Annotated in this window: 11 protein-coding genes; 5 read left to right on the top strand and 6 right to left on the bottom strand. The window is 67.2% G+C overall.

Going from position 1 to position 13,733, the window contains the following annotated elements; translation table 11 throughout:
* Positions 1 to 59: 59 nt before the first annotated feature.
* Complete coding sequence (aroC, locus tag AC2FAN_RS25760; RefSeq protein ID WP_485176868.1) at positions 60 to 1,178, top strand: chorismate synthase; 1,119 nt, start codon at positions 60 to 62, stop codon at positions 1,176 to 1,178.
* Between the two features lie 195 nt (positions 1,179 to 1,373).
* On the top strand, positions 1,374 to 2,654 hold the full coding sequence (gene ribB / locus AC2FAN_RS25765; protein WP_476805990.1) for a 3,4-dihydroxy-2-butanone-4-phosphate synthase: 1,281 nt from the start codon (positions 1,374 to 1,376) through the stop codon (positions 2,652 to 2,654).
* Between the two features lie 178 nt (positions 2,655 to 2,832).
* Here ribB and AC2FAN_RS25770 read toward each other — a convergent pair whose 3' ends face one another.
* Positions 2,833 to 3,762 carry a histone deacetylase family protein gene (locus tag AC2FAN_RS25770; RefSeq protein WP_485176869.1) on the bottom strand — a complete coding sequence of 310 codons (930 nt, stop codon included), beginning with the start codon at positions 3,760 to 3,762 and terminating at the stop codon, positions 2,833 to 2,835.
* 222 nt (positions 3,763 to 3,984) lie between these two features.
* On the opposite strand from AC2FAN_RS25770, the gene AC2FAN_RS25775 reads away from it, so the two are divergent.
* The gene (locus tag AC2FAN_RS25775) at positions 3,985 to 4,581 is read left to right on the top strand and encodes a L,D-transpeptidase (RefSeq protein WP_485176870.1); all 597 of its coding nucleotides are present in this window, start codon (positions 3,985 to 3,987) and stop codon (positions 4,579 to 4,581) included.
* 149 nt (positions 4,582 to 4,730) lie between these two features.
* On the opposite strand, the gene AC2FAN_RS25780 is transcribed toward AC2FAN_RS25775, so the two are convergent.
* Together AC2FAN_RS25780 and AC2FAN_RS25785 are read right to left on the bottom strand one after the other, a co-directional pair.
* Positions 4,731 to 5,045 carry a hypothetical protein gene (locus AC2FAN_RS25780; RefSeq protein ID WP_476805989.1) on the bottom strand — a complete coding sequence of 105 codons (315 nt, stop codon included), beginning with the start codon at positions 5,043 to 5,045 and terminating at the stop codon, positions 4,731 to 4,733.
* 102 nt (positions 5,046 to 5,147) lie between these two features.
* Positions 5,148 to 6,527: an aspartate aminotransferase family protein gene (locus AC2FAN_RS25785; protein ID WP_485176871.1), complete on the bottom strand. Its 1,380-nt coding sequence runs from the start codon at positions 6,525 to 6,527 to the stop codon at positions 5,148 to 5,150.
* 190 nt (positions 6,528 to 6,717) lie between these two features.
* Here AC2FAN_RS25785 and AC2FAN_RS25790 point away from each other — a divergent pair, with 190 nt between their 5' ends.
* The gene (locus AC2FAN_RS25790) at positions 6,718 to 7,239 is read left to right on the top strand and encodes a YkgJ family cysteine cluster protein (RefSeq protein ID WP_485176873.1); all 522 of its coding nucleotides are present in this window, start codon (positions 6,718 to 6,720) and stop codon (positions 7,237 to 7,239) included.
* Here AC2FAN_RS25790 and AC2FAN_RS25795 read toward each other — a convergent pair.
* Both AC2FAN_RS25795 and AC2FAN_RS25800 read right to left on the bottom strand, forming a co-directional pair.
* Positions 7,223 to 8,692 (bottom strand): amidase, encoded by a 1,470-nt coding sequence (locus tag AC2FAN_RS25795; protein WP_485176874.1) that lies wholly within the window; start codon positions 8,690 to 8,692, stop codon positions 7,223 to 7,225. The two genes, AC2FAN_RS25790 and AC2FAN_RS25795, sit on opposite strands and share 17 nt — an antisense overlap.
* Positions 8,693 to 8,699: 7 nt before the next feature.
* Positions 8,700 to 9,164, bottom strand: coding sequence for a MarR family winged helix-turn-helix transcriptional regulator (locus AC2FAN_RS25800; RefSeq protein ID WP_485176876.1), 465 nt, complete (start codon positions 9,162 to 9,164; stop codon positions 8,700 to 8,702).
* Positions 9,165 to 9,298: 134 nt separating this feature from the next.
* On the opposite strand from AC2FAN_RS25800, the gene AC2FAN_RS25805 reads away from it, so the two are divergent.
* Positions 9,299 to 10,927 (top strand): long-chain-fatty-acid--CoA ligase, encoded by a 1,629-nt coding sequence (locus tag AC2FAN_RS25805; protein ID WP_485176877.1) that lies wholly within the window; start codon positions 9,299 to 9,301, stop codon positions 10,925 to 10,927.
* A 235-nt stretch (positions 10,928 to 11,162) separates the two neighbouring features.
* On the opposite strand, the gene AC2FAN_RS25810 is transcribed toward AC2FAN_RS25805, so the two are convergent.
* Entirely contained in the window at positions 11,163 to 13,724 is a 2,562-nt protein-coding gene (locus AC2FAN_RS25810; protein ID WP_485176879.1) for a methyl-accepting chemotaxis protein, read from the bottom strand.
* Positions 13,725 to 13,733: the final 9 nt, after the last annotated feature.

Genomic DNA, 13,733 nt, shown 5'->3' on the forward strand with positions numbered 1-13,733 from the left:
GTTTGACCACCGGTCACGGCAGGGACTAAGAGCCTGCGCAGGATTTCGCGCAGGCACCCATGTCGCATAACAGCTTCGGCCACCTCTTCCGCGTCACCACCTTCGGCGAGAGCCATGGCCCGGCCATCGGCTGCGTCGTCGATGGCTGCCCGCCGCTGATCCCGCTGACCGAGCCCGACATCCAGGGCGATCTCGACCGGCGCCGGCCGGGCCAGTCGCGCTTCACCACGCAGCGCCAGGAGCCGGACCAGGTCCGCATCGTCTCGGGCGTCTTCGCCCGCGAGAGCGACGGCGTTCAGGTGACGACGGGCACCTCGATCGGGCTCCTGATCGACAATGTCGACCAGCGCTCGAAGGACTATTCCGAGATCAAGGACAAGTACCGGCCGGGCCATGCCGATTTCACCTATGACGTGAAATACGGCATCCGCGACTATCGCGGCGGCGGGCGCTCCTCGGCGCGCGAGACGGCGATGCGGGTCGCGGCGGGCGCCATCGCCCGCAAGGTCGTGCCCGGCATGGTCGTGCGCGGCGCGCTGGTCCAGATGGGGCCGCACAAGATCGACCGCGGCAACTGGGATTGGGACGAGGTCGGCCGCAATCCCTTCTTCTGCCCGGATGCCAAGGCTGCCGCCTTCTTCGAGGGCTATCTCGACGGTATCAGGAAGTCGGGCTCGTCGATCGGCGCGGTGCTGGAGATCGTCGCCGAGGGCGTGCCGGCCGGGCTTGGCGCCCCGATCTACGGCAAGCTCGATGCCGAGATCGCGGCGGCGCTGATGAGCATCAATGCGGTGAAGGGCGTCGAGATCGGCGAGGGCTTCGGTGCGGCGGAACTCTCCGGCGAGGAGAATGCCGACGAGATGCGCGCCGGCAATGACGGGCGCCCGCTCTTCCTCTCCAACCATGCTGGCGGCATCCTCGGCGGCATCTCGACGGGGCAGCCGATCGTGGCGCGCTTCGCGGTGAAGCCGACCTCCTCGATCCTGGCGACGCGCGCCACCGTGACCCGCACGGGCGGCGAGGCCGAGATGTTCACCAAGGGACGGCACGACCCCTGCGTCGGCATCCGCGCGGTGCCGGTTGGCGAGGCGATGGTCGCCTGCGTGCTGGCGGACCAGTATCTGCGCCATCGCGGGCAGGTGGGCGTGGTGGAGGCGCGCTGGCCGTTTCAGGAGTAGGCCGCGTCATTCTCGAGCCGCGCAGCGGACCCGAGAATCTCCGGCCGGAAGAAGCTGTGGTAAGGAGCCTTCTCGTCATGAGATGCTCGGGGCGAGCCCGAGCATGACGGCTCGGTTGCACCTTGCATTTCAGCAATACTGAAAATGTATTATCTCTTCATTGCGGATGAAACGCTGCCGTATTAGCTTGGTCGCATGAAGCTCGACGCCTGGCTCCGACAGCATAAGATCGCGCGCAGCGCCTTTGCCAAGCAGGTCGGCCTGTCGCCGGCCAGCGTGACGGCGCTGTGCAACGACCAGACCGCCTGGATCTCCCGCGAAAGCGCCGAGCGCATCGCCGCCGCCACGAGCGGCTCCGTCACCCCCAATGATTTCCTCGGCCTGTCCGGGCCGCGCGAGGCTGCCATGTCCAACAATGTCGCAGAGACCATCGAAGCCTTCGCCCGCGGCGAGATCGTCATCGTCACCGATGACGACGACCGCGAGAACGAGGGCGATCTCATCGTCGCCGCCTCGCTCTGCACGCCGGAGAAGATGGCCTTCATCATCCGCAACACCTGCGGCATCGTCTGTGCGCCGCTGACCTCGGCCGAGGCGCGCCGTTTGCGGCTCGACCCGATGGTGTCGTCGAACGATGCCCCGCTCGGCACCGCCTTTACCATCACGGTCGACGTCAAGCACGGCTTGACCACCGGCATCTCGGCCGAGCAGCGCAACAACACGGTCCGCGCGCTCGCCAACGGCAATATGGGCGCGGCGGATTTCGTGCGGCCCGGCCATGTCTTCCCGCTGATCGCCAAGGACGGCGGCGTGCTGATGCGCTCCGGCCATACGGAGGCGGCCGTCGACCTGTGCAAGCTCGCCGACCTGCCGCCGGTCGGCGTGATCTGCGAACTCGCCAATGACGACGGCACCGTGATGAAGGGCGCGCAGATTGCCGCCTTCGCCGAGAAGCACGGGCTCAAGCAGATCACCGTCGCGGATCTCATCGCCTATCGCCAGCTGCGCGAGAAGCTGGTCGAGCGGGTGCATTCCTTCCCGGTCAAGACCGCGTTCGGCGAGATGACAGGCCATGTCTACATCACGCCCTTCGACGATACGCAGCACTTCGCCTTCGTCATGGGCAAGCTCGGCGATGGCGAGAAGGTGCCGGCGCGTCTGCACCGGGCCGATGTCGTCGCCGACGTGCTCGGCGGTGCCAGCTCGATCCAGTGCGTGCTCAAGCGCTTCCAGCAGGAGGGGAAGGGCGTCCTGGTCTATCTGCGCGACGGCAGCGCCGGCGTGCCGATCAAGAGCGTCGAGGATGAAGGCGCCGACGCCCTGCGCAGCCAGCAATGGCGCGAGGTCGGGCTCGGCGCGCAGATTCTGCGCGATCTCGGCGTCAGCTCGATCGTGAACCTCGCATCCTCGCCGCGCTCCTTCGTGGGCTTGAGCGGCTTCGGCATCGAGATCGCCGGGACTTCGCCGTTGGAGTAGGCGGCGCTTCCGGAGATATCTGGAACAGAAAACGCGGGTCGTCCCGGGCGACCGAAGGGAGACCCGGGATCCATGCCTGAACCTCTATCGGTAAGGCTCAGGCATGGATCCCGGATCTTCGCTTCGCTCCGTCCGGGATGACCCGCGTTCGTTATCACCTGGCAGGCGCCTGTCGCCGTCAGCTGCCCATCAGCGCCGCGACATGGGCGGCGGTGGAGGTCGCCAGCGCATCGAGATCGTAGCCGCCTTCCAGCACCGAGACGATGCGGCCGCCAGCGTGCCTGTCGGCCAGCTCCATCAGCTTCTGCGTCGCCCAGGCGAAGTCGGCCTCGCGCAGGTTGAGGCTGGCGAGCGGATCGCGCCAATGCGCATCGAAGCCGGCGGAGATCACGATGAGATCGGGGCGGAAGGTATCGAGGCGTGGCAGGATCGCGATCTCGAAAGCCTCGCGGAATTCATCCGAGCCCTCGCCGGGACGCAGGGGCACATTGACGATTGTGCCATGGCTGCCGCGCTCCGAGGCGGCGCCGGTGCCGGGATAGAGCGGCATCTCGTGCGACGATGCGTAGAGCACGCTGGCATCGTTCCAGAAGATGTCCTGCGTGCCGTTGCCGTGATGCACGTCCCAGTCGACGATGGCGACACGCTCGGCGCCGTGCGCCTTCTGCGCGTGGCGGGCAGCCACGGCGGCATGATTGAAGAAGCAGAAGCCCATGGCGCGGTCGCGCTCGGCATGGTGGCCGGGCGGGCGCATCGCGACGAAGGCATTGCGCGCCTTGCCAGCCATGACCTCGTCCACGGCCAGGACCGCGCCGCCGACGGCGCGCAGCGCAGCCTCGATCGTGCCGGGCGACATGAAGGTGTCGCCATCGACCTGGACGAAGCCGGAGGCCGGGCTCGAATCGATCAGCGCCTGCGCGTGGTCGGCGGGGTGGCAGAGCGCCACCTGATCGAGCGTGCCCAGCGGCGCCTCGATCCGAATCAGCGAGGCGAAGCGTTCCGCCTCCAGCGCCTGGTCGACGGCTTTCAGGCGCGCAGCGCTTTCGGGGTGGCCGGGCGGCATGACATGGTCGAGGCCCGCCGGGTGCGTGATAAGAAGCGTGGTCAAGCGCGATTATCCGAGAGAACAGGGCTTGAGCAGCGGGAAGCGTGGCTGCTTTGCCACGCCGAGGCGCCATCCGGGAGTCACAAAGGGAACTAGATTGCGCCATGCCGGTTTGGGGCCTAGTGCTTCGCCCGACCGTCGCCCCTCGGGCAAGTCTCGGGCGATACGAAGCGTTAACGTTCGATTCATCATAAAGGCTGCCTGCGGGTCGCTCTGGTGGAAGCTATGAAGAAAACCGTTTTCATTGCCTTGGCGCTGTCGGCCCTTCTTGGCGCCTGCCAGTACAAGAGCGTAGCTGCCCCTGAGCTGTCAGCCCGGGACGCGGAATATATCGCGCTCGTCCCCAAGTTCGACACCTACCTTCCCTATCTCCCGTATGAGATCGCCGATCCCACCGGTCAGCCGCCCGGCACGATCTATGTCGATACGAAGGAGAAGTTCCTCTACCTCGTGCTGCCGAACAAGAAGGCGATCCGCTACGGCGTCGCGACCGGCGAAGAGGCCTATGGCTGGACCGGCGAGGCCGTGGTGCAGCGCAAGGCCGAATGGCCGCGCTGGACGCCCCCGGCCGAGATGATCAAGCGCTGGCCGCATCTGAAGCCGGTCGCTGGCGGCCTGGCTGGCGGCCCCGACAACCCGCTCGGCGCACGGGCGCTCTATCTCTACCAGAACGGACAGGACACGCTCTATCGCATTCACGGCACCAACGAGCCGGAGACGATCGGCCGCTCGGCTTCGTCCGGCTGCATCCGGATGCGCAACATCGACGTGATCGATCTCTTCAACCGCGTGCCGGCGGGCGCGAAGGTCGTCGTCGTCTGACGTTTCAGGCCGGTTTTAGTGTTTCAGCGGGCGGCCTCGGGCCGCCCGTTTTCGTTTGCGAGTACCGCTCGTTCGGACGACGGACAAAAAAAAGGCCGGTGGGAGCAAACTCCGCACCGGCCAGTCGTTTGGGTCTCGAAGGGGAGGTTTCAGTCGGCGAAACCGTGGCGAAGCACACCGGGCAAATCGGCCTTGCGTGTCTCGCCGTGCTTCCTCAACGCGCCCGACATCTGTCTGGTTCCCGCAGCGACCGCCTGAATCGCGATCGGGCGGAATTGGGAGGCGTAGGTCTCGCGTGCCTTGGCATCGTGAAAACCCCTGCGATCCTGCATCTTGGGACGGGCGTCGTGTTGAAGCATGGCTCCTGACTTTCTGATGACCTCGTGCCGGGAACTCTCGCTCCCGACCCCTGCAACCTGACCGCCGATCAGGTCGGGGCCGGGGCGCGTCTGTGATTTGTTCATGGCGATCTGTGGCCCGCGGCAGCTTCGGCCACATTGATGAACAAAAGAAAAAGGGCCGGGCGATCGCCGCCCGGCCCTTCGTATCCCTCGTGCGTCCGGCCCTCAGGCGGCGAACAGGCCTTCCGCCTTGGCCCAGTTCAGCGTCTTGTCGAGCGCGCGCTCGCAGCGGTCGAACATCTCGTTGATCTCGGCCTCGCTGATGACCAGCGGCGGGCAGAAGGCGAGACGGTCACCCATGGCGCGGGTGATGAGGCCCTCTTCCAGCGCGTAGGTCACGGCCTTGGCGCCGACGCCCTTCTTGGTCTCGAAGGAGGCCTTGGTCTGCTTGTCCTTGACCAGCTCGGCGCCGCCGATCAGGCCGACACCGCGGGCTTCGCCGACGAGCGGATGCTCGGCAAGCTTGTCGAGACGCCGGATGAAGGCCGGCGAAACCTTGTTGACGTGATCGACGATCTTCTCGCGCTGATAGATCTCCAGCGTCTTCACCGCGATGGCGCAGCCGACGGGGTGGCCGGCATAGGTGTTGCCATGGCCGAAGGTGCCGATCTTGCGGCTCTGGTCGACCAGGACCTCGTAGACCTTCTCGTTCATCATGACGGCGCTGAGCGGGAAATAGGCGGAGGTGATCTGCTTGGCGAGCGAGATCGTGTCGGCGTTCATGCCGTAGGTCTCGGTGCCGAACATCTTGCCGGTGCGGCCGAAGCCGGTGATGACCTCGTCCGAGATGAAGAGGATGTCGTACTTGGCGAGGACGGCGTTGACCTTCTCGAAATAACCGGCCGGCGGGGTGATCGCGCCACCGGCGCCCATCACTGGCTCGGCGATGAAGGCGGCGACCGTGTCCGGCCCCTCGTGCAGGATCATTTCCTCGAGTTCGGCTGCAAGGCGCGTCGAATAGTCCTGCTCGCTCTCGCCGGGCTCGGCGAAGCGGTAGTGGTGCGGGCAGGAGGTGTGGAGGATGCCGGGCAGCGGCAGGTCGAAGTCGATATGGTTGTTGGGCAGGCCAGTCAGCGACGCCGAGGCGACGGTGACGCCGTGATAGCCCTTCAGCCGGGAGATGATCTTCTTCTTCTGCGGCCGGCCGAGCGCATTGTTCATGTACCAGACGATCTTGACCTGGGTGTCGTTGGCGTCCGAGCCGGAGGCGCCGTAGAACACCTTCGAGATCGGAACCGGCGCGATCTCCTTCAGCTTCTCGGCGAGCTCGATCGCCGGGTCATGGCTGCGCCCGCCGAAGATGTGGGTGAAGGGCAGCTTCTTCATCTGCTCGTAGGCGGTCTCGATCAGCTCCTGGTTGGAGTAGCCGAGCGCGGTGCACCAGAGCCCCGCCATGCCCTCGATATATTCCTTGCCCGCCGAATCGTAGACGAAGATGCCCTTGCCGCTCTCCAGCACCAGCGGCCCGTTCTGCCGGTGGGTGGCAAGGTTCGTATAGGGATGGACGAGCGTCTCGATATCCCTGACGGCGACATTCGACAGCATGATGGGCTCCCGGCCTGTTAAAAATTCTTGCCACCATAAGCCGAACTGACCGCAAATGTTGAGCGATTTTGGCGCAGGGGACGCCATACTCTGCTGCAAGGCGGCCGATGGCGCAAAGCCGCGCGCTTGTCAGGCCGGGTACAGGTGGGCAATCTTCCAATCTGGAATCGTTCCGGACTGGCCAAGGCTGATGCTCGACCCGTCATTTTCGACAAACCGGCCGGCGCCCGGCCGCAGCTGCGGCAGCTGCGCGCTGTGCTGCAAGGTCTACGATGTCCCGGCCGTGCCGATGACGGCCGGCACCTGGTGCCGGAATTGCCAGCCCGGGCGCGGCTGCCGCATCTACGACACCCGCCCGCAGCAGTGCCGCGATTTCCATTGCCTCTGGATCAGCCAGGATTTCCTCGGCCCGGAATGGAAGCCGGAGCGCAGCCGCTTCGTCCTGACCATGGATGGCACGAGCCGGCTGCTCTATGCGCAGGTCGATCCCGGCGCGGCACAGGCCTGGCGCAAGGAGCCCTATCTCTCGCAGTTCAGGCGCTGGGCCGCTGCCGGCAGCCGGCCGGTCATCGTCTTCGTCGGCAAGACCGCGACCGCTGTGACCGCGAGTGGCGAGACGGTTCTGGGGCAGCTCGCGGCGGATGAGCGCATCGTCCTGCGCGATCTGCCGGGCGGACGCCAGACCGTCGAGAAGGTCAGGGCGACGAACTGAGCGGCGGCACGGCGAAGCCGCTGCCGGCGCGCTCCAGCATGGCGCCGACCGCGATGGCCGTCCGGTCTTCCCCGAAAGGCGCGATGATCTGCACGCCGAGCGGCAAGCCCTCGCGCGACAGCATGACCGGCGCCGACAGGGCCGGCAGGTCCGATCCGGTCGCGAGTGCGGCCCAGTGCAGGAAATCGAGATAGGGGCGTGGCTCGCCGTTCACGAGGAGCCGGCGGGCGTGGATATCGGGCGTGTGATCATGCGGGATCGCGGCGACCGGCGCCGGCGGGCAGAGCACGACGTCGTAGCGCGCGAAGAAGCGTGCCCATTGCCGCTTCTGGGCCAGGCGGCGATGCGCGATCTGCTGATAGAGGCCGGGCGTCATCCGCGCGCCGCGCGCCTGCAACGCCTGGTGCGACAGGTCGTTCGGGCTGAAGCGCGAGGCCTGCGCCTGGATGCGGGCGCGCACCTTTGGCGGCAGGCCATAGGCGACGACGGCATGGTTCAGCAGAGCATAGACCTCGAAGGCGTCGGCGAAGCTGACGGAAGGGCGGGCGGTCTCGTCGACGATGGCGCCGGCCTCGGCGAGACGACGGGCAGCCTCGCGCACGGCGTCCGACACCTGGCTGTCGACGGGGGCGAAGGGATCGTCGGCCCAGAGCGCGACGCGCAGGCCCTTCGCGTCGATGAAGCGCGGCTCCGGCAAAGGCGCAGAGGCGTGCGCTACATCGCGCGGACCGGCGATGACCGGCAGGATCAGGTCGAGATCATCGGCGGCGCGGGTGATCGGGCCGGCGACCATCAGGTCGGCATTGCGCGGTGTGCGCCGTTCCGGCGGCGGCGGGATCGCCCCCCAGGTCGAGACCAGCCCCCAGCTCGTCTTGAGGCCGAAGACGCCGCAGGCATGGGCCGGCCAACGGATCGAGCTGCCGAGGTCGGAGCCGAGTTCGAAGGCGCTCATGCCGGTCGCGACGGCGACGGCCGCTCCGCCCGATGAGCCACCCGGCGAGCGCGCCTCGTCCCAGGGATTGTTGGTCACGCCATGGGCCGGATTGTAGCTCTGGAAGTCGCCGGAGAAGACGGGGACGTTGGTCTTGCCGATGATGACCGCGCCGGCGGCACGCAGCCGCGCCACCGCTGCCGCATCCTCGGACGGCACACGCTCGCGATAGGCTGGCAGGCCGCCGGCGGAGGGCAGGCCGGCGACGTCGAAGGCATCCTTGATCGTGATCGTCAGGCCCTCGAGCGGGCGGGCCGTGCCCGCGGCGATCCGCGCATCGCTGGCGAGGGCCATGGCGCGGGCGGCCTCGCGATCCTGCGCGACGATGGCATTGAGGCGCGGGTTCAGCGCGTCGATGCGGGCGAAGGTCGCTTCCAGGAGCTCGGTGGCGCTGAAGCGGCGGGCGAGCAGCGCCGCGCGCAAGGCCGTGGCGGAGGCGGTGAGATCGATGCCGGCAGCCATCGTGCCGTCACTCGGCATCGACGGCGCGGGCAAGATCGCGCCAGAGCAGCACGAGGCGATCGAGCTCGGCGAGGTCGTCCGATCCGAGCTTGCCGAGCGTGCTGGCGACGAAATCGCGCTGGGCGGCGATGCCGGCCTCGGCCAGCCGGCGGCCTTCCGGCGTCAGGTGCATGGCGTAGGAGCGCCGGTCGCCCGCAATGGCGCGGCGCTCGACGAGCCCGGCCTGCACGAGGCGGTCGACCAGCCCGGAGACGTTGCCCTTGGTGACATAGAGCCGCTCGGCCAGCTCGCTCTGACTGATGCCTTCCTGCTCGGTCAGCGTCGAAAGCAGGTCGAATTGCGGGATCGAGAGGCCGAGCGTGCGGATGCGCGCCGTCATCTGAATCAGCATGCGCTGGTGCAATCGCATGAAGCGGAACCAGACGCGATCAGGCTCCGTCGCCGCGTGCGGCACGGTCTTCGGTGCGGTCATCGCGCGTTCCCCCTCTTGAACGATCAGACCTAAACCATCTCGCGCGCACAGGCGAGCCTTCGATGGTGCAGCTTTCCTTTCGCGGAAGCTCGTCGCTATCCTCCGGGAAAGACAAGACTCCGGGAGAAACGCGCATGCTCGGCCTGATGCAGGACTGGCCACTTCTGCTCCATCGGATCATCGATCATGCCGCCATCCAGCATGGCCCGCGCGAGGTCGTCAGCCGGGCGGTCGAGGATAGCAGCCTGCGCCGTCGCAGCTATGCCGAGATCAGGAGCCGGGCGCTCAAGGTCGCCAAGCGACTGAAGCGAGAGGGTGTCGTGCTCGGCGACCGGGTGGCGACGCTGGCCTGGAACACGGACCGCCATCTCGAGCTCTGGTACGGCATCAGCGGCATCGGCGCGATCACGCACACGGTCAATCCGCGGCTGTTCCCGGAACAGATCGCCTGGATCGTCGATCATGCCGAGGACAGGCTGATGTTCCTCGACCTGACCTTCGTGCCGCTGATCGAGCAGCTGCAGGAGAAGCTCCCGAGCATCGAGCGCTATGTCGTGCTGACCGACGCCGCGCATATGCCGCAGACGAGCCTCAAGGGTGCCGTCGCCTATGAGGACTGGCTGGCCGAGGCCGACGACGATTTCGCCTGGGCCCGTCTCGACGAGAATACGGCGGCGGGGCTTTGCTACACCTCCGGCACGACCGGAGGGCCGAAAGGCGTGCTCTACTCGCATCGCTCGAACGTGCTGCATGCGCTGGCCTGCGCTGCGCCGGACTATATGGGGCTGTCCTCGCGCGACACGGTGATGCCGGTCGTGCCGCTGTTCCACGCCAATAGCTGGTCGCTCGCCTATTCGGCGCCGATGACGGGCGCCAAGCTGGTGATGCCCGGCGCGAAGCTCGATGGCGCGTCGCTGCACGAATTGCTCGAAGGCGAGGGCGTCACCATGACGGCGGCGGTGCCGACGGTCTGGCTCGGCCTGCTGCAGCAGCTGGAGGCGACCGGCGGCAGGCTCTCGACGCTGCAACGCGTCGTGATCGGCGGCTCGGCCTGCCCGCGCGCGATGACCGAAGCCTTCGAGCGCAAATACGGCGTCACCGTCGCGCATGCCTGGGGCATGACCGAGATGAGCCCGCTCGGTTCCTTCTGCTCGATGAAGCCGGTCTATGGTGGCCTCGAAGGCGAGGCGCTCTACGACCTCAAGGTCAAACAAGGCCACCCGCCCTTCACGGTGGAATTCCGGCTCACGGATGACGAGGGCCGGGACCTGCCCTGGGATGGCCGGACCTTCGGCCGCCTCAAGGTGCGCGGGCCGGCGGTGGCCGGTGCCTATTACCGGCGCGCGGACGAGGACATCCTCGACGATCACGGCTTCTTCGATACCGGCGACGTGGCCACCATCGACCCCGCCGGCTACATGCAGGTCACCGACCGTTCGAAGGACGTGATCAAGTCCGGCGGGGAGTGGATCTCCTCGATCGATCTGGAAAATCTCGCGGTCGGCCATCCCGACGTGGCGGAAGCGGCAGTGATCGGCGTTGCCCATCCGAAATGGGACGAGCGGCCATTGCTCGTCATCGTGCCGAAACCCGGCCGCACGCCCGGCAAGGACGAGATGCTCGCCTTCATGGCCGGCAAGATCGCGAAATGGTGGCTGCCTGATGATGTCGTGCTGGTCGAGGCCATCCCGCACACAGCGACCGGCAAGATCCAGAAGACGGCGCTGCGCGAGATGTTCAAGGATTATCGGCTGCCGGGGTGACATCCGGGCAGGGGCCGTTCTCAAAGTCTCCAGAAGAACCACGTCATCCCGGACGCAGCGAAGCGGAGATCCGGGATCCATCGTAGAGCGCGGTGCTTCTCGATGGATCCCGGGGCAAGCCCGGGATGACGGCAAAGGGATTCGACGTTGCCAGCTGGCGCCAAAACGCAAACGGCGCCCTTTCGGGGCGCCGTTCGTGTGTCTTGGTCGAGCGCGAGTGCGGAGGCTGTCCGTCTCAGAACTCTTCCCATCCGGCATCCTGGGCGCGTCCGTTGGCGACCTTGCGCGGGGCGGGGGTGGCCTTGGACTGGGCGAAGGCGGCTTCGGCGAGCTGGCGCAGGCGCTCGGGCTCGGCCGCGGCCGGAGCCCGGGCGGATGCCGCCGCGGACGCTGCCGCAACCGCGACCGGTCGGGCCGGGGCGCGAGCCGGCGCCACGGTTTTCAGGGCGCGCGCCGCGGAGGAGGCGGCCATGACCGGCTGCGGATAGCCGCTCTGGCCGACCGCCTCGCGGCCGGTGCGGAAGGCCGCGACCAGCTCGTTGAGCTGGCCGATCCGGCCGGTCAGCGCATTGGCGGAGGCCGCGCTCTCCTCGGCCAGCGCCGCGTTCTGCTGGGTCATCTCGTCGAGATGCGCCACCGCCTGGCTCATCTCGTCGATGCCGTTGGCCTGCTCGCCCGACGCTGCCGAGATGTCTGCGATGGTGGCCGCCACCTTCTGCGAGGCGGCGAGGATGCGCGCGAGCTGGTCGCCGGCCTGGCGCACCAGCTTCACGCCCTCGCCGACCTCGGTGTTCGAGGAGGAGATCAGCCCGGAGATGTCCTTGGCCGCCTCGCCCGAGCGCTGCGCCAGGGTGCGCACCTCGGAGGCGACGACGGCGAAGCCCTTGCCGGCCTCGCCGGCGCGGGCCGCCTCGACCGCCGCGTTGAGCGCCAGCAGGTTGGTCTGGAAGGCGATGTCGTCGATCACCCGGATGATGTCGGAGATCTTCTGCGAGGCGCTCTCGATGCGGGCCATGGCATCGACAGCCTGGCCGGCGATGGCGCCGCCGGACTGGGCGGCCTGCATGGCCTCGTCGGCGATGCGGGCGGCATCCTTCGAGGCCTGGGCCGAGGCCTTGACCGAGGCTGCGAGCTCCTCGGTGGTGGCGGCGGTCTGCTCGAGCGAGGAGGCCTGCTCCTCGGTGCGCTTCGACAGGTCGTCGGCGCCCATGTTGATCTCGCGTGCGGCCAGCCCGACATCGGCCGAGGTGGTCTGGATCGTCGCGACCGTGGCCGAGAGCCGGTCGACCGTCTCGTTGATGGCGCCCTTGAGATCGGCGAAGCGGCCGCGATAGGCCGTCTCGACCCGGTTGGTCAGATCCCCGCCCGCAATCGCCGACAAAGCCTGCGCAAACTCCGTCGTCGCAGAATCAACAACTATGTTGATCTCGTTGATGCCCTCGACGAGCTCCTTGAGCGGGCCTTCCATGCCGCCGACCTGCGCCTGGCCGGAGAAATTGCCGTCGCGGGCATCGGCGACGATGGTCGCGACTTCCCCAAGCAGCTTCTGGACATGAGCAGCCTGTTCGGCGTCGGCCAGCATGGCGAGATCGCGATCGCGCCGGTTCTGCTCGAGCGCCAATGCGTTCTCGCGATAGGTTTCGAGCGCGCGGCTCAGCGCTCCGATCTCGTCGGGCGAGGGGGCCGGCGGAATGGCCTGCGCGAAATCGCCCTGCTGCATGCCGTCGAGCGCCGACTTGAGCGAGATCAGCGGCCGGGCTACGCGACGCTGCACGCCGCGCCAGCTCAGGACGCAAATCACAAGCAAAGCGGCAAGCAGGGAGCCGACGATGCCAAACTTGACCCAGGCCTGATTGAGCTTCTGGTTCGTGCGCGTGATCATGTCGTCGAGCGACTGGGTCACGGCCGATATGATCGCCTCAAAGGGGGCGTTGCACTGCTTTGTCCATTCCTCGGCTGCGATGACCGGGCCAGAGCCCTGACCGAGCTTGCCGATCAGTTCGTCCATCTTGCGATTGGAGGCATCGACCTCGGCCGACATGACACCGATCTTCCGGACGAGTTCGCTGCCGACGCCGGGGCGGGACGCGAGCTGCTTGAGGGTGTCCCTGGAAGCGTTGGAAACACCGCGCAACTCGCCGATGCGACGTAGCTGTGCCGCATCCATCGCCTTGTTCGAGCTGAAGGCCGGGCGCAGCACCGAACATTGCGTTCCGTAGTTCGAGCGCACGTCCCAGCCGGCGGACTTGAAGCCCTGCAGGTCGGCGAGCACGGGGTCGGCCAGCCGGGCCGCAGTGGAGGTCTCGTCGGAAGCCTTGACGATCGCACCCTCGATCGCGCCGATACCGTTGTACCAGGGCATGGTCGCGGCCAGGCTGCGCTGCGCCTTCGGTTTGCCGGCCTCGGCATAGAGGTCGGCCATCCTGGCGTCGGTGAGCTTCTGCTCCTGCTGGATGCCGGCGATCAGCTCCTTGCGGTTCGGCAGATCGGTTTCCTGGAGCTGAGCGACCGCTTCGGCGATCTGGGCGCGATTGGCCTGCTCGATCTGCTTCAGCATCGGGGCCGGATCATCCGCGACCTGGATGCTGGTCTGAGCCTGGCCGCGCGCGGTGCGGATCATGTTGCCGGTGAGAAGCAGCGCCTTGTCGGCCTCGACCAGCTCGGCCAGCCGCATATTGGTCCTCACCTCCATGATGGACTGCTCCGCCATGTAGGCCAGCGCACCGATGCCGGGCACGCAAAGACAGGCCATGGTGGCCACGAGGTAGTTCTGGATCGAAGAGGGGAAGAATTTCACGGCGAGGCT

This window comes from Allobosea sp. RIT-PG3_2 (assembly GCF_057321085.1).

What these genes read in the sequence shown, in the direction of transcription:
- AC2FAN_RS25775 (WP_485176870.1), top strand. Translation starts at nt 3,985, where the DNA reads ATGAAGAAAACCGTTTTCATTGCCTTGGCGCTGTCGGCCCTTCTTGGC.
- aroC (WP_485176868.1), top strand. Translation starts at nt 60, where the DNA reads ATGTCGCATAACAGCTTCGGCCACCTCTTCCGCGTCACCACCTTCGGC.
- AC2FAN_RS25795 (WP_485176874.1), bottom strand. Translation starts at nt 8,692, where the DNA reads ATGGCTGCCGGCATCGATCTCACCGCCTCCGCCACGGCCTTGCGCGCG.
- AC2FAN_RS25805 (WP_485176877.1), top strand. Translation starts at nt 9,299, where the DNA reads ATGCTCGGCCTGATGCAGGACTGGCCACTTCTGCTCCATCGGATCATC.
- AC2FAN_RS25780 (WP_476805989.1), bottom strand. Translation starts at nt 5,045, where the DNA reads ATGAACAAATCACAGACGCGCCCCGGCCCCGACCTGATCGGCGGTCAG.
- AC2FAN_RS25790 (WP_485176873.1), top strand. Translation starts at nt 6,718, where the DNA reads ATGCTCGACCCGTCATTTTCGACAAACCGGCCGGCGCCCGGCCGCAGC.
- AC2FAN_RS25785 (WP_485176871.1), bottom strand. Translation starts at nt 6,527, where the DNA reads ATGCTGTCGAATGTCGCCGTCAGGGATATCGAGACGCTCGTCCATCCC.
- ribB (WP_476805990.1), top strand. Translation starts at nt 1,374, where the DNA reads ATGAAGCTCGACGCCTGGCTCCGACAGCATAAGATCGCGCGCAGCGCC.
- AC2FAN_RS25800 (WP_485176876.1), bottom strand. Translation starts at nt 9,164, where the DNA reads ATGACCGCACCGAAGACCGTGCCGCACGCGGCGACGGAGCCTGATCGC.